Origin of the sequence: Demequina sp. NBRC 110057, assembly GCF_002090175.1 — a bacterium.
GTDB lineage: Bacteria > Actinomycetota > Actinomycetes > Actinomycetales > Demequinaceae > Demequina.
The window spans coordinates 312,392-331,558 of record NZ_BBRN01000006.1 but is presented as its reverse complement, the minus strand read 5'-3'; the positions used below and the strand labels follow the sequence as shown (position 1 = coordinate 331,558).

The 19,167-nt window shown below is 68.9% G+C and carries 12 protein-coding genes and 2 tRNA genes; 10 read left to right on the top strand and 4 right to left on the bottom strand.

Features of this window, described 5'->3' with window-relative positions:
- Nucleotides 1–19: 19 nt before the first annotated feature.
- On the bottom strand, nucleotides 20–1,393 hold the full coding sequence (locus B7K26_RS12310) for an MFS transporter (RefSeq protein ID WP_084079494.1): 1,374 nt from the start codon (nucleotides 1,391–1,393) through the stop codon (nucleotides 20–22).
- A gap of 73 nt (nucleotides 1,394–1,466) precedes the next feature.
- Here B7K26_RS12310 and B7K26_RS12305 point away from each other — a divergent pair, with 73 nt between their 5' ends.
- The 4 genes from B7K26_RS12305 (at nucleotide 1,467) to B7K26_RS12290 (ending at nucleotide 5,260) form a co-directional block, all read left to right on the top strand.
- Nucleotides 1,467–2,435: an alpha/beta hydrolase gene (locus B7K26_RS12305; protein ID WP_084079493.1), complete on the top strand. Its 969-nt coding sequence runs from the start codon at nucleotides 1,467–1,469 to the stop codon at nucleotides 2,433–2,435.
- The gene (locus B7K26_RS12300; RefSeq protein ID WP_084079492.1) at nucleotides 2,432–3,196 is read left to right on the top strand and encodes a glycerophosphodiester phosphodiesterase family protein; all 765 of its coding nucleotides are present in this window, start codon (nucleotides 2,432–2,434) and stop codon (nucleotides 3,194–3,196) included. The genes B7K26_RS12305 and B7K26_RS12300 overlap by 4 nt, the downstream gene beginning before the upstream one ends.
- A 62-nt stretch (nucleotides 3,197–3,258) precedes the next feature.
- Nucleotides 3,259–3,714, top strand: a complete 456-nt coding sequence (locus B7K26_RS12295) for a Fur family transcriptional regulator (RefSeq protein WP_084079491.1) — start codon at nucleotides 3,259–3,261, stop codon at nucleotides 3,712–3,714.
- A gap of 1 nt (nucleotide 3,715) precedes the next feature.
- Nucleotides 3,716–5,260 carry a catalase gene (locus B7K26_RS12290; protein WP_084079490.1) on the top strand — a complete coding sequence of 515 codons (1,545 nt, stop codon included), beginning with the start codon at nucleotides 3,716–3,718 and terminating at the stop codon, nucleotides 5,258–5,260.
- 127 nt (nucleotides 5,261–5,387) lie between these two features.
- Here the strand turns inward: B7K26_RS12290 and B7K26_RS12285 are convergent, their stop codons facing one another.
- A complete protein-coding gene (locus tag B7K26_RS12285; protein WP_200811108.1) occupies nucleotides 5,388–7,676 on the bottom strand; it encodes a phosphatidylglycerol lysyltransferase domain-containing protein in 2,289 nt (762 codons plus the stop codon).
- Nucleotides 7,677–7,860: 184 nt separating this feature from the next.
- Here B7K26_RS12285 and B7K26_RS12280 point away from each other — a divergent pair, with 184 nt between their 5' ends.
- The 3 genes from B7K26_RS12280 (at nucleotide 7,861) to B7K26_RS12270 (ending at nucleotide 8,974) form a co-directional block, all read left to right on the top strand.
- Nucleotides 7,861–8,682: a DUF3566 domain-containing protein gene (locus tag B7K26_RS12280; protein ID WP_084079488.1), complete on the top strand. Its 822-nt coding sequence runs from the start codon at nucleotides 7,861–7,863 to the stop codon at nucleotides 8,680–8,682.
- Between the two features lie 88 nt (nucleotides 8,683–8,770).
- Nucleotides 8,771–8,844: transfer RNA gene (locus B7K26_RS12275), tRNA-Ile, on the top strand.
- Between the two features lie 54 nt (nucleotides 8,845–8,898).
- Nucleotides 8,899–8,974: transfer RNA gene (locus B7K26_RS12270), tRNA-Ala, on the top strand.
- 16 nt (nucleotides 8,975–8,990) lie between these two features.
- Here B7K26_RS12270 and B7K26_RS12265 read toward each other — a convergent pair.
- Nucleotides 8,991–9,650: a hypothetical protein gene (locus B7K26_RS12265; RefSeq protein WP_084079487.1), complete on the bottom strand. Its 660-nt coding sequence runs from the start codon at nucleotides 9,648–9,650 to the stop codon at nucleotides 8,991–8,993.
- Between the two features lie 271 nt (nucleotides 9,651–9,921).
- Here B7K26_RS12265 and B7K26_RS12260 point away from each other — a divergent pair, with 271 nt between their 5' ends.
- The 3 genes from B7K26_RS12260 (at nucleotide 9,922) to B7K26_RS12250 (ending at nucleotide 18,174) form a co-directional block, all read left to right on the top strand.
- On the top strand, nucleotides 9,922–15,165 hold the full coding sequence (locus B7K26_RS12260; protein WP_084079486.1) for a lamin tail domain-containing protein: 5,244 nt from the start codon (nucleotides 9,922–9,924) through the stop codon (nucleotides 15,163–15,165).
- A 458-nt stretch (nucleotides 15,166–15,623) separates the two neighbouring features.
- Nucleotides 15,624–17,573, top strand: coding sequence for a bifunctional diguanylate cyclase/phosphodiesterase (locus tag B7K26_RS12255; RefSeq protein WP_084079485.1), 1,950 nt, complete (start codon nucleotides 15,624–15,626; stop codon nucleotides 17,571–17,573).
- A gap of 4 nt (nucleotides 17,574–17,577) precedes the next feature.
- On the top strand, nucleotides 17,578–18,174 hold the full coding sequence (locus B7K26_RS12250) for a DUF5317 domain-containing protein (RefSeq protein WP_084079484.1): 597 nt from the start codon (nucleotides 17,578–17,580) through the stop codon (nucleotides 18,172–18,174).
- Between the two features lie 13 nt (nucleotides 18,175–18,187).
- Here B7K26_RS12250 and B7K26_RS12245 read toward each other — a convergent pair whose 3' ends face one another.
- The gene (locus B7K26_RS12245; RefSeq protein ID WP_084079483.1) at nucleotides 18,188–19,084 is read right to left on the bottom strand and encodes a hypothetical protein; all 897 of its coding nucleotides are present in this window, start codon (nucleotides 19,082–19,084) and stop codon (nucleotides 18,188–18,190) included.
- Nucleotides 19,085–19,167: the final 83 nt, after the last annotated feature.

The window sequence follows — 19,167 nt, the reverse complement described above, 5'->3', positions numbered from 1 at the left end:
GGTGACCGCAGACTGAGAGTCAGGCGCGGCCGGGCTGCGGGGTCTTCATGAGGACCAGCAGCGCGAGGCCGAGCGCGACGACGGCGATGACCCCGAGCGTTCCCCAGATGGTCGCACCGAAGATGGTGATCGACAGCGACCACATCGCGGGAGCCATGAACGATGCCGCCCGACCGGTGGTGGCGTAGAGGCCGAACATCTCCGCCTCGCGTCCCTCGGGCGAGACGCGGGAGAGCAGTGACCGGGACGCCGCCTGCGCCGGACCCACCATGCCCGACAACAGCAGGCCGCAGATCCAGAACACGATCGCGCCCACCGAGTGCAGCACGACAATCACCAGGCCGGCGCCCACGATCGTTGCGAGCGACAGCACGATCACGCGGCGCGGTCCCCAGCGGTCGTCGAACCGGCCGAAGATGATGGTCGAGACTCCCGCCACCAGGTTCGCGGCGATGCCGAAGATGATGACCTGCTGATCGGAGAACCCAAACGCCTTGGCCGCGATGATCGCGCCAAAGGTGAACACGCCGGCGAGGCCGTCGCGGTACACGGCGGAGGCGAGCAGGAACCACAGGGTGGACCGTGCCTCGTTCCACAGCCTGCGCAGGTCGGCGACGAGCACCGCGTAGCCGCGCAGCAGCCCCACCGTGGGGCGCCGGCGCACCTTGGTCTCCGGCACGTAGACGAACAGCGGCCAGGCAAACGCGAGGGTCCACACCGCGCAGCCCACAGCGATGAGCCGGTATGCCATGCCGTTCGATGTGTCCATGCCGAACCAGTCGAAGGTGTCGAGCAACACCACGATGACGAGCGCCACGATGCCACCCATGTACCCCAGTCCCCACCCCAGCCCGGAGACCCGGCCCATGGTCGAGGGCGTCGAGACCTGCGTCATCATCGCGTAGTAGTTGACATTCGCGATCTCGGCCACGATCGAGCCGACCGCGATGAGCCCCACGCCGAGCCAGAACGCGTCGGGCGTCGCCTCCACGAAGTACAGCCCGCCCACGCAGGCGACGAGCAGCAGTGTCATCCATCCGAGCCACGACTTGCGCCGGCCGGTGGCATCGGCCCGCTGCCCCAGCACGGGGGCCAAGACCGCGACCAGGATGCCGGCCACGGTGATGCCCCAGCCGAGGTTCGCGTCGAGGGCGGCGCTGGCCGCCTTGTACGCGGGATCGTTCTCGCCGAGCTCGACCACGGCGGGGTCCATGAAGCTGTCCTTGGTGAGGTACAGCGCGGTAAAGACGAACGTGATGATGACCGAGTTGAACGGCTGCGTGGCCCAGTCCCACAGCGCCCACGCCCACACCTGCTGGCGGGGAACGCTGTCGGCGTCGGGATGGCCGGGGGCGTCCGCGGTCGCGGGCAGCACATCGTCGTGGTCGCTCATGCGCCAAGTGTGCCGCTGCCAGGTGAATCGCGGGTGACGGCCACGCGGCGGGTCCCGTGGATAGGCTCGTGTCATGAGCACGCTGGAGTGGCACCACGACATCCTCGACGGGTACGAGGCGGCGGACCTCGGCGCGCCCGCCGCCGCGGGCGGCCAGGAGGACGGCCCGCTCACCAGGACCCTCATCCGCCGGGAGGCGGTGCCCGAGGCGCCGCGCGGTGTCGCGCTCATCGTCCACGGCTACAACGACTACTTCTTCGCCACGCACCTGGCCGATGCTCTCGCCGAGTCCGGCTGCGCCGTCTACGCCGTCGACATGCGCCGGGCGGGCAGGTCGCTGCGCGAGGGTAACCAGGCACACCACATCGGTCACATCGATGAGCTGGGTGAGGACATCGCCGATGCCGCGGCCGCGGTGAGGGTCGATGCGGGGGTCAGGGGGTTCGGTGAGCTCCCCCTCGTGGTGCACGCCCATTCGACGGGTGGCCTGGCGGCCACGATCTGGGCGCACGACCGCCCCGACCCCGGCCTCGCCGGCCTCATCCTTGACGGGCCGCTGTTCGGGTTGCCGCTGTCCGCGTGGCAGGCGGCCGCCATGCGCATCGTCCCCACCCTCGCCCGCTACCAGCCGCGCCGCGTGGTGGTGCCGGCGCCGTCGCCCTACACGACGGGGCTGAGCCAGCGCGGGTGGGTGTTCGACACGTCGTGGAAGCGGCCCGAGGGCGTGGGCGCCACCGCCGGGTGGCTCGCCGCGACCCTCGCGGCCCGCACGCGGGTGGCCGCGGGGTTGGCTATCGAGGTCCCCATCCTGCTCGCGTCGGCGGACTCGACGGGTCCCGATCGCCTCGACAATCCTCGCCACGGCAGCCAGGACACGGTGGTGGACGTCGCCGCCATCGACAGGGTGGCGGCCGGGCTCGGCGGTGACGTCGAGAGGCTGGTGGTCGAGGGTGCCATCCACGACCTGGCGCTCAGCGCCGATGCCCCTCGTCAGCGTTACCTCGACGCCGTGCGGGCCTTCACGGTTAAGGTGCTGGAATGAGCCACCCGTACTTCGACAACGGCGGCCGTCCGGTCGCCCTCGCGCACCGTGGTTTCTCCCTTGAGGGGCTCGAGAACTCGATGAAGGCGTTTCAGGCGGCCATCGATCTGGGCTACCGCTACCTCGAGACCGACGCCCACGGCACTGCCGACGGCGTGGCCGTGGCCCTGCACGACGAGACCCTCGACCGCACCACCGACGCGACCGGACGTGTGGACGAGCGGCAATGGTCCTCGGTGAAGGCGGCGCGCATCGGCGGCGTGGAGCCGGTGCCGGCCCTCGAGGATGTCCTCGGCACCTGGCCTGAGGTGAGGCTCAACATCGACGTGAAGGGCGACTCCGGCATCGAGCCCGTCGCCAAGGCGATCGAGCGCACCAAGGCTCACGACCGCGTCTGCCTGGGTTCATTTTCGGTGCAGCGCCGCCGCCGGACGCTGGCGCTGCTCAGCCGTCCCGTCGCGCGCCCGGCGGCCCAGCGCGAGGCGCTGGCCTGGTGGGCGGGGACGTTCTTTGGCGCGGACACCGCCAAGACGCTCGGCGACGTCGACGCGCTGCAGATCCCGTGGCGCCAGAAGAACGTGCCCATCCTCTTCCCGGGCCACATCGCCAAGGCGCACGCCGCCGGCAAGCAGGTCCACGTGTGGACGGTGAACCGTCGGGATCACATGGAGCGCCTGCTGGACATGGGTGTGGACGGCATCGTGAGCGACCGCGCCGACCTCCTCAAGGAGGTCCTCATGGCACGCGGGCAGTGGGCCTGATCACATCGGGGACGTTCGTCCTACTTTTGACACAGTAAAAACAAGATGGCATCATGGTGGCCATGGAGACGACCGCCACCACCGAGCCGATCGCGCTGTTGCGCGGCGCCGGCCTGCGGGTGACGGACAGCCGCGTCGCGGTCATCGCGGCGCTCGACGAGCGGCCCCACTCGGGGGTGGACACGGTCCTGACCGCCGTCGCCACCGTTCTCCCCTCCACCTCGCGACAGGCCGTGCACAACGTGCTGAACGACCTGACCGAAGCCGGGATCGCGCGCCGCATCGAGCCCGCGGGCCAGCCCGGACTCTACGAGCTTCGCGTGGGCGACAATCACCACCACATCGTGTGCCAGCGGTGCGGTGCCGTCGCCGACGTCGACTGCGTCACGGGGCACGCGCCCTGCCTGACGCCGAGCACGACCAGCGGCTTCGACCTCTCGGAGGCCGAAGTCACCTTCTGGGGCGTCTGCTCCGCCTGCAAGGCCAGCCAGGCCGATGCCGGCGAGACGACGCCCTGACATGTCCCACCTGTCATACAAGGAGGTCGCCGTGAGCGACAAGTTCACCACCACCAACTCCGGAGCGCCCGTCGCGTCGGACCAGCACTCGCAGACCGTCGGCAACGACGGCGTCACTGCGCTGACCGACCACTACCTGGTCGAGAAGCTCGCGCAGTTCAACCGTGAGCGCGTGCCGGAGCGCGTGGTGCACGCCAAGGGCGGCGGCGCGTTCGGTACCTTCACCACGACGAACCCGGACATCGCGAAGTACACCCGTGCCGCGCTGTTCCAGGATGGCGTCCAGACCGAGATGCTTGCGCGCTTCTCCTCGGTCGCCGGCGAGAACGGCTCGCCCGACACGTGGCGCGACCCCCGCGGCTTCGCGCTGAAGTTCTACACGACCGAGGGCAACTACGACCTCGTCGGCAACAACACCCCCGTCTTCTTCATCCGCGACGGCATCAAGTTCCCCGACTTCATCCGCTCGCAGAAGCGCCTTCCCGGCTCGCACCTGCGCGACAACGACATGCAGTGGGACTTCTGGACGCTCCAGCCGGAGTCCGCCCACCAGGTCACCTGGCTCATGGGTGAGCGCGGCCTTCCCCGCTCGTGGCGCGAGATGCAGGGCTACGGCTCGCACACGTACCAGTGGATCAACGCCGAGGGCGAGCGCTTCTGGGTGAAGTACCACTTCAAGAGCCAGCAGGGCGTGCACGGCCTGTCGATCGACGAGGCGGCGCAGCTCGCCGGCTCGGACGGCGACCACCACATCCGCGACCTCTACGAGCACATCGAGGCCGGCGACTTCCCCAAGTGGGACCTGTTCGTCCAGGTCATGCCCTACGAGGACGCCAAGGACTACCGCTTCAACCCGTTCGACCTCACCAAGGTGTGGCCGCACGGTGACTACCCGCTGATCCCCGTCGGTGTGATGGAGCTGAACAAGAACCCCGAGAACTACTTCGCGCAGATCGAGCAGGCCACGTTCGCGCCGAGCAACTTCGTCCCCGGCATCGGTGCCAGCCCCGACAAGATGCTGATGGCCCGCATCTTCTCCTACGCCGACGCTCACCGCTACCGCGTGGGCACCAATCACGCCGACTTGCCCGTGAACTCCCCGCACGCCGCGGACGCCAACGGCCACTCGTACGCCAAGGACGGCGCCATGCGCTACTCCTTCTCCTCGGCCTCGACCCCCGTCTACGCCCCCAACAGCAAGGGCGGCGCGCACGCCGACCCCGAGCGCGCTGGCGACGCCGGCAACTGGGAGTCCGACGGCGCCATGGTGCGTGCGGCGGCGACCCTGCACGCCGAGGACGACGACTTCGGCCAGGCCGGATCGCTCTACCGCGACGTCTTCAACGACCAGCAGAAGGCTCACATCCTCGAGCAGATCACTGGCCACGTGGGCGCCGTGAAGTCGGACGACATCCGCGAGCGGGCCATCCAGTACTGGACCAACGTGGACGCCGACCTGGGCGCCAAGCTGCGCGCCAACCTGTCGGGCGAGGCGCCCGTCGAGGCCGGCGAGCCCGGCACCGGCTGGGAGCCCGTCGACGCCTAAATCACCCCTGATCGGGAGGCCGTGATGGTGGCCTCCCGCTCATCGGCTCCGATGCGCGCGTCGCATCCCCGATGGCCGGGTCCCTCGCGGGGCCCGGCCATTGTCGTGAGTGGCGACGCTGCCTGGGCTACTCCCGGGCGACGGCGGCCTTGATGAGGTCGGTCGTGGTGGCATCGGGAAGGTATGCGCGGCCGAGAGCAAGGGCGATGGTGGGAAGCTGTCCTTCGTCGCGATACGCCAGATGCATCGGTACGTGGCGCGGCTTGAACTTCGCCTTGAACCGCTCCAGGCTGCTGAATCCATAGAACGGCTCGGCCGCCTGGGCGAGCCGGTCCAGAAGGACCTCGAGCGGACCCTCAGGCTCTCCTGAGTTGGCGAGCGGCGCGCACGACAGAGAAATGAACGCGTAGCCGGCCTCCTTGAACTCGAGGGCAGTCTGCGCGATGAGGAACTCCATCACGCCGCTCATGACGCCGTCATCGAGCCGGCGCTTCATGATGTCGATGGTCCAGCCCACCACGTCGCCCTCGCGGTACACGGGAAGCCAACTGGTCATGCCATGCACGGTGCCGTCTTCGTCGACGGCGACGTGCATGCGCACATGGGGGTCGTCGGCCTCGCGAAGGGTGCCGAGGGTGAATCCCATCTCGGGCAGTGACTTGTCTCCCGCCCACTGAGCCTCGATGTGCTCGAGCTGATCGCGCAGGCCGCGCGGGGCCTCGTGTAGATGGATGCTGCGCATCGAGATGCCGTCGCGCTTGGCACGGTTGAGCGCCGAGCGCACGTCCTGCCACGCCTTCCCCTTGAACTCCAGTTCCGGGAGGTCGATGACCGTGTCTTCCGCGACCTGGATGCTGCGCCAGCCCGCGCCCTCGAGCAGGTCACGCATGCGGGGAGTGATGGCGAAGCACGCGACTCGCCACCCACGCGCCCGGCAGTAGTCCTCGAACTCTCGGATGCTCGCTTTGACGGCGCTGTCTGCGCCGACCGGGTCCGAGAGAACGATGACGGTATTGCCCACGAGGCGAAAAGCCCAACCCGCACCACCGTCGGAGCTGATCCATTGGTCGATGCCAGCCCATCGCGCCATGTATCCGATGGAGGTCATCCCGGTGCCGTCGCTCTGCAACGCCTCGAATGCTGAGCGCGCCTCGGGGTGGGTCGTGAACCTGCGGGTCGTCACCAGCACGGAGATGATCGAGACGGCGATCACTGCCCACCACAGCATGCCGATGGCCGAGAGGAGGACGCGTGCGCCGGTCGTGGTCGGCTCCAAGTCCTGCACAGTGCCACCGAAGAGACGGACCACGGAGGTGCCGATGGCCTCGGCGACCGTGGGCTCGTGGGAGAACGATCCCGACATGGCGAGGATCGCGCTCGTGGTAAACACCAGCGTCGCGACGCCCGCGACCGCCACCCGGCGCCATGCCCGTGCCATGGTCCGCTCGGCCCTCCGCACCGTGAAGAAGCGGCGTCCGCCCACCAGGAGCGCGACCAGGATGAGGTCCAGCGCCACCGACAGGATCAGTGTGGGGGTGGGGTCAATGAACACCACGACGACACCGCCGACGGCGGTGATGATGCTGACGGTGGTGATCCAGCGCCACGCCAGGCGCGACCCGAGGTGGATGGCGTACGCGAAGGTGAGGTTGATGACCGCGATCCCGAGGTCGCCCACCATGGTGGTGGTCGGCACCTCGGGGTGACCGAAGGCGAGGATGCCGCCCTCCCCCGGCCACACGTGGACCAGAATCGTTTGTAATGCCGAGACGGTGAGGATGACGGCGGCGGCGTCGCGGACCTCTTGGGCGCCCCACACCAGAGTGGGGCGTTCGAATCTCCTGCCGACGACCCAGGGTCCGACGGCGAGCCCTGCGAGGAAGGCAGCGCAGTGCGTGAAATCCCAGATCTCCGCGGACCATAAGACGAGGGCGAGGGTGTACGCCACACCGATGAGCCGGATTCTCCGCCTCCACAGGAGCGGGAGCGCTGCCGAAACGGCTCCCACCGCGCCGAAGGCGGCGTTGGAAAGACCGACGTCGGGCACCCCGGAGAGCGCATCGACCCAGGGCAGGCCGGCGTCACCGAGAACCCAGAACATTGCCGCGACGATGAGGACGGACGCGACGTGCGTGCCGAACGTGACGATCAGCATTCGCGCCCACCCGAAGCGGTGTTCAAGGTATCCGGCGCCGGCGACGAAGAGCGCGAGGATGAGCACATACATCCACGGTGTGGGCGCGATGAGGGTTCCGGTGATGAGGGTCCACCAGTGGCCTTCCTCGAAGGCCGTCAGACCCCATCCCCACTGCTCCACGAGTCCCGCGTCCTCCGCCGGGGTCCAGAGCGCGCCAGTGGCGATCCCCGCGATGAGCACCATGGCCGCGATGAGGAGGGTGATCGGGGCCTCACGCATCAAGCGAGTGGTCCGACGCACCAGCGTCGTCGCGCGGTCTGGTGGCGCATCGAAGCTCATGCGTCTTCAGGCTAGTGACGGACGCGCGATGGCGCGCGCGGAGCGCCACTTCAGCCTGAGAGCGGCCTGAAGTACCCTGGAGCCTTGATGCCGCGCGCCTGGCGTGGCTCGACGAGGAGTTTTCATGACCGCGGACGACCGCGCCACCCGATCCGGACAGACCTTCACCCCGCGGGCCTACGAGCCCACGACCGGTGACGTGCCCGCCACCGGTGGAGCCCCGACCACGGGCCAGACCCCCACCCGGTCCTCTCTGCGCCCCACCACGGGCCAGCAGCCGACCACCGGGCAGCAGCCTCAGGCTTCCACTCGCGCCTTCGCGCCGGTGAGCACCACTCAGGCCACCGCGCCGACGGAGGCCGTCCCGGCATCGGCCGCGAGCACTGCCACGCAGCCCGTGCCCACGACCCGCCCGCGCACGTCCGCGGACGAGACGCCCACCGGCGAGCAGCCGTCCGCCCCCACCGAGGGCGGATTCACGGCGGTGCTCGGCGGCGGCGTCGAGCGCCTCAAGCAGTACGGCGACCGCGCCAAGCGCTCGCTCACCGAGGGCGACGACATGGCGGCCGTGGCAGGCAAGGGTGCGCCGCGGCGCGCGCGCGTGCTCGTGTCGCGCGTCGACCCGTGGTCCGTGCTGAAGATCGGCTTCCTCCTGTCCGTGGCGATCGGCATCATGACCGTGGTCGCGACCTACGTGGTGTGGCACGTCCTGAACGGCCAGGGGCTGTTCATCCTCGCCAACGACTGGATCGGCCAGCTGTTCACGGAGCCGCAGGACCTGAACCTCATGCAGTTCTTCCAGCTCGACAAGTGGATGAGCGCCGCGGTGCTGGTCTCGGTCGTGAACGTGGTGCTGCTGACCGCGCTGACGGCGATTGGGGCGTTCCTGTACAACGCGGTGTCGTCTGTCGTGGGCGGCGTCTACGTCACCCTGACGGACGACTAAACGCGCGCATCGGCCGTCCCCGGCACCCCGTTTTGGAGAAGCGGGCGGGCGTGGGGTATGGTTGGTCGCCGCGGCAGTCGCCGCGAAAGGGCCCATAGCTCAGGCGGTTAGAGCGCTTCGCTGATAACGAAGAGGTCGGAGGTTCAAGTCCTCCTGGGCCCACCGAGGTGGACACACCGCAACGAACACCCTCGGGATTTCCCCGGAAATCCCCCAGGGGCCTTGGCGCAATTGGTAGCGCACCTGCTTTGCAAGCAGGGGGTTAGGGGTTCGAGTCCCCTAGGCTCCACCACCAGGCTGGCCGATGCTCAGCCCACCTTCCAGGTCACCGGCGCCGTCATGTAGTCGGCAGCGCTCCCCTTGAAGGTTCCCGCATACTGCAGGGCCGCCAGGTCCCCGTCCGTCGAGACCAGCAGCGGCCAACATCCCTCCGCGGTCGACTGCGCGGTCAGCTCCTCTACGTCGAGCGGCTCGCACAGCGCAGGGCTGCCGTCCCCGACCGGTGCCGAGGCCTCGTCGCCCGTGGTCGTGATCCCCGTCATCGCGGCCGGCTCCGTGACGGTGTAACCCGACGGCACGGCGGGGCCGCTCACGGTGGCGGTGTAGTGGACGAACACGGGGTATTGGAAGCGGATGGTCGCGATCGCGTCGTCGCTCAGCACCCCCGCGAGGTCCTCGAGCTCCGCCTCGACCACGTCCCCCAGGGAGTACTCGATCGCGACCTCGGTCTGCGTGCCATCGGCCGATGCCGCGAGGGCGGGAAGCACGAGCGTGCCATCCGCGGCGACGCTCGCGCCGGGCTCCGTGAACGCCTTCGCCACGGCCTCGGTGGTGGTCGAAGGCGACGGCGTCGCGGTGTGCGTCACCGTGATCGCCGGGGTGGGCGCCGTTTCGTCCTGTAGAGAGCCACAGCCGGTGAGGGCGACGAGGGCACAGCCGAGCGAGGCGGCGGCGAATGTGAGGCGCATGGGAGGGATCCTTCCTTCGGCCTCGACCCTAGCGCCGCGCTCGGCGAACCGGCACTTCGCCCGACGGGGTGAACGTTGGGTGACGTCTCGCTTGCTGGGCGCTGAACGTTCTCATATCTGGTCTAGACCGCGCCGGGGCTGCGCTTGACTCGTGACGGCACCGCCCTACCCGGTGGGTTTTTGCCGGTGCCGACGCCCCCGCAGCCAGTGGCGCCCACCTGCGTCACCCGACCTGGAGCCTCACGTGACCCCTCCCAGAAAAGCGCCCCGGATGACCGCGGCCGCGACGGCCTTGGTCGCCGTGACCTCGCTCGCCGTGGTCCCCGCCGCCGCCGCCGACGACGCAGTGCCGCCAAGCCTCATGGTGACCGAGATCGTCCCCAACACGGCCGGCGCGGACGAGTTCGAGTTCTTCGAGGTGACGAACACCGCCGATGTCCCGATCGACCTCGATGCGGCCGGAGTATCACTGCAGTACTTCGGAGCCTCCAGCCCCGTCGACCTCGACATTCCCGAGGGGATCTCGCTCGCCGCGGGTGAGTCGGTGGCGTTCTGGGTGAGTTACACGACCGCCGACGGCACGCTTGACAGCTTCGCCTACGACGAGGCCGACTTCCGTGCGACCTTTGCGGCACTCGGTGCGAGTACGGGCGACTACCAGGTTATTCGCGCCACCGGACAGGCGGGCATGGCCAATGGCGGCGGCCGCGGCATCCGCGTCCTCGACGGCACCGGCGCCACGATTTCCGAGGCCACTTACTCGGCCGACGACGTCTCCACCGATACCTCGGCAGTCTTCGGTGTGGCGGACGACGTCGCCTCTCCGACCCTGGAGATCCGTCAGTCTCGCGCCGTGCCGTCGCCGGGTGTGGCCGATGCCTCCCTCCTGGAGCCGGTCCCTGCACCCTCCATCCCCGCGATCACGGTGGCCGACGATGTCGCCGCGGAGTGGCCCGTGGTCGTGTCCGAGATCATGGCGAACCACTCCGGCGCGGACACGTACGAATACGTGGAGGTCGCGAACCTCACCGATGAGGACATCGACCTTGCGGACGCCGGGTACTCGCTCGAGTACTACGGGGCCGGAAGCGCGGTCGGGCTCACCATGGTGGGAGACACCATCGTCCCCGCAGGCCGCGCGGTGGTGCTGTGGAACATCGGCGACGATGCCGCGACCGACCTGACGGAGGAGCAGTTCCGCAGCTACTACGGCCTGTCCGACGAGGTGCTCGTCGCCCAGGTGTACGGCCAGGGGGCCTTCGCCAACGGTGGCGAGCGCGGGATCCGTCTCCTCGACGCGGCCGGCACGGTGGTGGCGGACGCCTACTACGGCGCCGCGGACGTCGGCAACGACCTGTCGGCCCACTTCGGGGTCCCCAGCATCATCGGCGAGACCGCGCAGCCCGTCACCACCTCCGCGGGCGCGCCGACCCCGGGAGTCCTCGACGCATCGGCGTATGACGTGACGCTCAGCCGAGCCACTGACCCCGACCTCACGACGTCGCTGCTCCAGGTGACTGAACTGCTGCCCGACAGCGGCAACGTGAACAGTGCGGACGGCTACGAGTTCATCGAGGTCTACAACCCGACCGACGCGCCCGTGGCGTGGGAGGACATCTCCGCGCGCTACAACTACCTGGACGTGAATGGCGCCATCACGAGCTCGACCCTGTGGCCCACCGACGTGCGTGCGGGCTCGGTGCCCGCCGGAGGCACCGTGGTCCTGTGGATTAAGAACGGTGGCAATACCGCGCTGACCGCCGCCGACTTCAACGCCTACTTTGGGACCGAGCTCATCGAGAACGAGAGCCTGTTCGAGATCACGGTCGGCGGAATGGCAAACGGCGGACGCCGCTCGATCGAGCTCCTCACCAACACGGGCGTGTCGATCAACGCCGCCGAGTACAACGACAGCGGCGACGACACGCTGCCCGACCAGGGCATCCAGTACGGCGTGGCCGCCGATGGAGTGGACGCGCTCCAGGTGAAGCTCGGCACCGCTGCCGCCTCACCCGGCGTGGTGACCTCCGATCAGGTTCACGACGGCCTCGCGGCCGCCCCGGCCGCGGGCAACGCGCCCGTCATCGCCGACCTCACGGGTCCCACCTTCACCCCCGGCGAGGCTCTGACCGTGCAGGCCGCCATCACGGACGACGTCTCGGTGCGCACTGCGACCCTGACGCTCCGCTCGGCCGCCGACGGCGTCGACGTCGAGTACAACCTCACCCCGGGCGAGGACGGCACCTACTCCGTGGAGATCCCCGCCGCTGACACGATCGGCAAAAGGGAGTTCACCTACCGCTTCACGGCGTCGGACGGCTTCCATGCCGTCACCACCGCCGAGGCGACCATCGACACGAACACCGAGGTGAACCCCCTGCGCCTGAACGTCGCGGATGGTGACTACGTGAGCGGCACCACCGTCGTCTCCGCATCGGGGGATGACGTCTCGGACACGCTCGCCCTGAGCGTGGACGGTGCCGAGGTCGAGACCTTCGCGGAACTCGAGGATGCCCCGGTGTTCGCTTTCGAGGCGACCGCCACCGATGCGTTCTTCCGCAACGGCGTCGTCATGGACGGCGAAGAGTTGCTGATCTTCTCGGAGGGCTACTACGCACGCGAGGTGACCGTCGCGACGGAGCTTCCGCTCGACAAGGTCAACCCCGGCGAATCGTTCTCGGTGCGCATCTATGCCGGCACGAAGGCCGCGCCCGAGATCGACCTCAACGAGAACAACGACAACTTCAACGTCTCCAACCTGCGCCTCATCCTGCCCGACGGGCGCACGCTACGTCCGCAGGAGGCTTATGACCCCGACGCCTGGATCTACCTCGGTGATTCCGGTACGGCCGTCGACTACCTCGAGGCCACCTTCGTGGCGCCGGATGACGCCTTCACGGGCCACGCGTACGCGTGGGACACCACGACCGTCGACGACGGCGACCACACCGTTGCCGCGGTCGATGGCGACGACAGCGCCGAGGCCACGGTCACCGTCGACAACACCGCCCCGACGGTGACGTCGACCGTGACGTCAGGCGAGGTGGTGCACGGCGAGCGCGAGCTCGACGCGGACATCGTTGACGCGGGCTCTGGTCTCGCCTCGACGGAGGCGCGCCTGGATGGGCGTCGGATCTACTTCCCCGAGACGGTCTCGTCGCTCGACGAGGACCAGGCGGGTGACCACACGCTGGCTATCACCGCGACCGATGAGGTGGGAAACACCACCGAGGTCACGTTGCCCTTCACCATTCCGGTGGAGAACCCCGAGATCACTGCGCTGGCGCCCGGTGATGGCGAGACCGCGACGGGAAGCGTGCCGCTGACGGCGACGGTGACCGACCCCACGGACGACAGCCTCGCCGTGGAGTTCTTCCAGGGCAACGAGCTCGAGGTGGGGGATGAGTCCACCGTGTCGACCGGCGAGGCCACGGTCGCGCTTGATGTAGCGCGCACCGAGGCCACGGAGATCAGCGCCGCGGACGCCGAGGCCATCGCGACGCTCGACGGCGACGCGATGACCACCGCTTCTGACGCGAAGCTCCCCTACGTCCTGCTCGAGGCCGAGGTGGGCGACCAGGACGGCGACGTGCGGCTGCGCTGGGACGGGCAGGCCAACGCCGACGCCAAGGTCCTGCTGTATGTCCTCGACCCTGCCCTGCAGGAGTGGGTGGAGATCGACCGCGTGGTGACCGATCCGGACGAGGGTGAACTCGCCGACGTGGTCCTGGAGGGTGTCGTCGCGACCTCCGACTACTCGCAGGACGGCATCGTGACCGCCCTGGTTCAGCACTCGGAGGGCTACGCGGGCGACGACCAGTCGACGCGCGAGTCGATCATTGAGCCGAACCACCCGGAGGACACCCCCCGTGACGAGTACGACTTCACCCTGGCGTGGGAGTCGGACACGCAGTATTACAACCAGGACAACGTGAGCGGATACGAGAACATCTACGACCGCCAGCTGTCGATCCACGAGTACCTCCTCGAGGTGCGCGAGGACATCAACCTGCAGTACCTGGCGCACAACGGCGACATCGTCAACGTCTCGTCGGCGCAGGACCAGTGGGAGCGTGCCGATGAGGCGTACGCGATGCTGGATGACGCCGGGCTTCCATACGGCGTCCTCGCGGGAAACCATGACGTCTACCAGGCCACCAACGACTACACCGACTACAGCACGTGGTTTGGCGCGTCGCGCTACGAGGACAACCCGTGGTGGGGAGGAGACCACCTCGACAACCGCGGGCACTACGACCTCATCACCGCCGGAGGCATCGACTTCCTGTTCCTCTACATGGGATGGGGACCCGAAGACGAGCAGATCGACTGGATGAACGAGGTGTTGGCCCAGTACCCCGAGCGTGTCGCCTTCGTACAGCTCCACGAGTTCATGCTCACGACGGGTGGCCTGGGCCCGGTGCCCCAGCGCATCATGGACGAGGTAGTCGCCACCAACGCCAACGTGCGCGCGGTGACCAGCGGCCACTATCACGACGCCTACACGCGCTATGACTCGTTTGACGACGATGGCGACGGTGTGGACGACCGCACGGTGACGTCGATGCTGTTCGACTACCAGGGCCTGCCCAACGGCGGCGAGGGCTACATGCGCCTGCTGCACTTCGACAACGAGTCCGAGACGCTGCACGTCCGTACCTACTCGGACTACCTCGAGGACTACAACGCGGAGGACTCCACGCTGGAGGACGAGCACCAGGACTTCACGGTGAGCTACGACACCCTCGGGATCGACGTGCGCACCAAGGTCCTCGCCACGGACTCCTTCCGCGCGGACGCGCTGAGCGATGAGTCCATCGCGAGCTTTGAGGGCGTCGCGAGCGGCGCCACCGTGTCGACGGGTTGGGAGCCCGGTGAGGGGACCCACTCGTGGTTTATGGTGGCCTCCGATGAGCACGGCGGCTCGACGGTGTCCGAGGTCCGCGAGGTCACGGTCACGGCCGATGACGGCGATGGCTCGGGTGATGGCTCCGGCAATGGTTCCGGTTCTGGTTCCAGTGACGGCAGCGGGACCGGCGGCAGCGGCGGCTCCGGCAACGCGTCCGGGGGTGGAACCGGCGATGGTTCCTCGGGTGCAGACTCGTCCGGCGACGACGAGCCGGCGGATTCCGCGACGCTCAGCCTCGACGTCGACCGGGTCGGGGTCGGTGGCACCCTGCGCGTGGAAGGCGGGGGCTTTGCCCCCGGTGAGCGCGTCGTGTTCACGCTTCACTCGGACCCGATCGTGCTCGGCGCGGTGACGGCCGATGCCGACGGTGCGGTGGCGGTCACCCTGGCCATCCCGACGGATGCCCCCCTGGGCGAGCACACGCTCGTCGCGGAAGGCGCCACCTCGGGGATCTCGGGATCCGCGACGCTCGTCGTCACGGCCGCGGACGGTTCGTTGCCGACGACGGGCCCCTCCGATGCCTGGATCACGGCGGCCGTCGCGGCCGCGCTCCTGGTCGCGCTCGGCGCGGGGCTGGGGTGGAGGTCGCGCCGGCGCGCGCTGTAGCCCACGAGCGCCAGGGCCCGTCCACCGCCGGTGGGCGGGCCCTCGCGCGAAATCCCTGGTTCCGGCCCCGCGGTTGCCAAATCGTGTCTTCCCAACGGCCGTTGCATCGGGGATGATGGGGACTGCGGCCGTCGACCGGCGGTCGTCACCTTCGTGGACGATGGCACGACCGCAACCCGGCCTACGCCGAGGCAGGCGGATCGTCACGGGTGGCTCATAGCCGCGCACGTCGTCCCGAGCGGACGGGAGTCACCGATGAAGAAGTGGAACCTTCTCAACAACAGCAAGGTCGTCCGCGCGACGGCCTCCGCGAGCACCCTCGTTGCCGTCGCCGTCATTGCGGGCGCCGGCTTCAAGTGGAACTAAGCACCACCACTCGCGAGGGCGATGGGCGGCCCCTGAGGCGCCCATCGCCCTCGCGTCTTGCTGTCTATGTCGGCGCCGTCAGCACGGTCGGCGTGCTGGGCGTCCTTGCCACGCTTGTCCTCACGCCGTGGTCCCACGTGGGAGACACGGGGCTGCTGTGGCCCACCGTGTTCCTCGCCGTGGCCGCCATCGCGGGTGAGGTGAAGCCGATCCGGCTGGTGCTCGGCAATGCGGAACCGCGGACCGTCTCCACCTCGGCGCCGTTTATCCTCGCACTCATCGCCGTCGCCGGCATCGGCGTCGCCGTCGTGGTCCAGGTGATTGCGAGCCTCACCGACGATCTTCTGCAGCGTCGCGCCCCCACCAAGTCGCTGTTCAACACAGCCCAGTACGCGGTGAGCGTCCTCGTGGGCGGCATGGTCTACGCCTCGCTGGCCGGCGCGGTGCGCTTCCCCGAGCCGCTGTACTCGAACGACACGCACCTGGCGGCACTCCTCATTGCCGGCATCGCCATGGTGGCGGTCAACTGGATGCTCGTGGCGGGCGTCGTCGCCATCGCCGTGGGCCAGCGCTTCTCCGTGGTCGTCAGCTCCGATGCTCAGCACCTCGTCATGACGCACATCGTGCTGCTGAGCGTTGGCGGCATCGCCGCCTACATCGCCGCCGACGGAGCGTGGGTGTTGATCCTCCTGGCCGGCCCCGTGGTGGCCGCCCACCTGTTCGCCGCCTCCGCTGCCCGTCACGCCTTTGATGCGACGCACGATTCCCTCACCGGCCTGGGCAATCGCAGCCAGGCCGATCACGAATTGGCGCAGGCGCTCGCCGGCTCGCGCGCATCGGGTTCTTCCGGACCCGGCCTGGTCCTCATCGACCTCGACCACTTCAAGGACTTCAACGACACTCTCGGGCACCCCGTGGGAGACACCATCCTGCGCCAGGTGGCGGGCCGGCTGGTGGGCGCGGTGCCTCCCGGCGCGTCCGTGCATCGGCTGGGCGGCGACGAGTTCGCGATCGTGGTCCCCGGCGGGCTCGCTGCCGCGCGTCACGCCGCCTACGACGCCCTGTCGTCGCTCGAGGCGCCCATCCAGGTCGACGCGCTGGAGCTACTGGTACGGGCGAGCGCCGGCGTCGCCGTGGCCCCCATGCACGGCGCCGACGCCGAGACCCTCATGAAGCACTCGGACATCGCGCTCTATCACGCCAAGCTTGAGCGCGACCGCATCTCCCTGTTCTCGCAGGAGTTCGACGTCAACACGCTTGAGCGACTTCAACTCCTCGCCGACCTTCGCGCCGCCATCTCCGAGAAGCAGTTGCACGTCGTGTACCAACCACAGGTGACGCTTGCGAACCGGCGCACCGTCGCCGTCGAGGCGCTGGTGCGGTGGCATCACCCCGAGCGTGGCGTCGTGCAGCCGGACGACTTCATTCCGCTCGCGGAGAACTCCGGCCTGGTGTTTTCCATTACGGCGTTCGTGCTTGACCAGGCCCTGAGGGACCTCGCTCGCTGGCGCGACGCGGGCTACGACCTGCGCATCTCCGTCAACCTCTCGGCGCGCCACCTGTCCGACCTCGCCCTGACCGCTCAGGTGGCCGATGCGCTCGGCCGCCACCGGGTTCCCGCGAATACGCTGGTGCTGGAGGTCACGGAAACGGGCATCATGGCCGATGCCGTGCGGGCAGACGTGGTCATCCGCGGACTGCGTGCACTGGGCGTCGAGATCGCCATCGATGACTATGGAACGGGCAACGCCTCGCTGGGCTACCTACGGCGCCTCGAGATCGACGAGCTGAAGGTCGACCGGTCTTTCGTCACGCACATCAGGTCGGTGGACCACGACCGCATCATCGTTCGCTCCACCATCGAGCTCGCGCTCGCGCTGGGCCTGCGCGTGATCGCCGAGGGCATCGAAGATGAGGAGACCGCGCGCGAACTCATGACGTTCGGCGACGTCATCGGCCAGGGGCACCACCTGGGCCGCCCGGTGCCCGCGGATCAGATCGACGCGCGGCTCGCACAGGAGTCGGACGACAGGCGAGGATGACCCCATGCTGATTCTTGCGCTCGGCCTGCTCGCCGTGGCCTCGCCTCTGTTCGCGGGCCGTTGGCCAGCGGGTCTGCTGCTGCGTCGCTGGCGGTGGCCGCTGCTGATCTGGGGCGCCCTGGCCGCACAGATCGTCATCATCGAGTTCGACGCGCTGGAGAACCTCGCCCCGGTGGTCCACGTGCTCACCTACGTCGCCGCGATCGCTTTCCTGTGGCTGAACCGCGACGTCGCGGGGGCGCTGGTGGTCGGTGCCGGCGCGTTCTCCAACGGCCTGACCATTGCGCTGAATGGCGGGGTGCTGCCCGCCCGGGAGGCAGCGGTGGAGGCGGCGGGCATTGACCGCGGCGCGGACTTCGCTAACTCCGCCGTCGTGAGCGACCCCGTCCTGCCGTGGCTCGGCGACGTGTTCGCGTGGCCCGAGCCCCTCCCGCTTTCCAACACCTTCTCGGTGGGTGACGTGCTCATCATCGTCGGCGTGGTGATCGCCGCGTGGAGCGGCTCGCGGCGCATCGGCGCGGCGACGGCCCAGGACGAGGACGCGACGGGCGCGGCGTCGGGGCATGAAGAAGGGGGCCCGGCGCGAAGCCGGACCCCCTGAGCCACGCGGCGGCTTAGCTCTTCTTCGTATCGTCCGTGGTGGGGGTCTCGTCCGTCAGACCCTCGTCCTCCCAGACGTCCTCGGCGTCATCGATCGCGTCCACGGCAGCGTGGGTGGCGCGGTTGCGCGCGTCCTCCACCCCGCTCTTGACCTTCTCGGCCTCGGTGGTGGCGGTGGACTTCACCTTCTCGAGGGTGTCCTGCGCCTGCCCGGCAACCTTGTCGATGGTGCCCTCGGCCTGCGACTTGACCTTGTCGATGGTGGGCCCGGCCTTGTCGTAGGCGTCCTTGCCAGCCGCGGTGGCCGCATCGGCGCCCTTCTTGGCGGCGGCGGTCACCTGGTCGACGGCCTTGTTGACGTTGTCGCGAAGCTGCTGCTTGAGGTCGCCGTCCGTGTCGAACTGCCACTCGTCGTCCTCGCCGGCCCACTCGTCGCGGCCCGGGTCGCGACGCGCCCAGACCACGAGCGCGGCGGTACCGGCGGCCACGAGGGCACCCGCGACCAGCACCTTGCCGACCCCGCCCGACTTCTTCTTGGGCTCGATGGCGGCCTGCTCCACCGCGCTGATCACCGCGGGGATGGCCGCGCCTACGATCGCGGCGTGCGCAATGTCGGTCCACTCGGAGGCCTTGCCTCCGGCGCGACGCACGTACGGCGACGCCTTCTTGGCGCCCGCGTGATAGACGTGCTCGGCGCGCGGAGCTCCCCATGCGACGGCCTTGTCGACCTGGGGCCCCGCCCACTTCTTGGCCTTCTCGACCTGCGGACCGGCCCACTCCTGAGCACGCTTAGCGGCAGCCTTGGCCGATGCGGTGGCCTGGTCGGCGGCGACCTTCGCCTTGGCGGCGGCCTCCTCGGCCTGAGCCCGGTACTTGTCGACGTCCTTGGCCTGGTGCTTCTTGCGTCCCACTGGTCTGCCTCCGTACGTTCTCAGGGTTTCCTGGTCTCTCATCTTGGCATCTACCGGGTGTCAACGCGAGAGCCGTGGAAGAA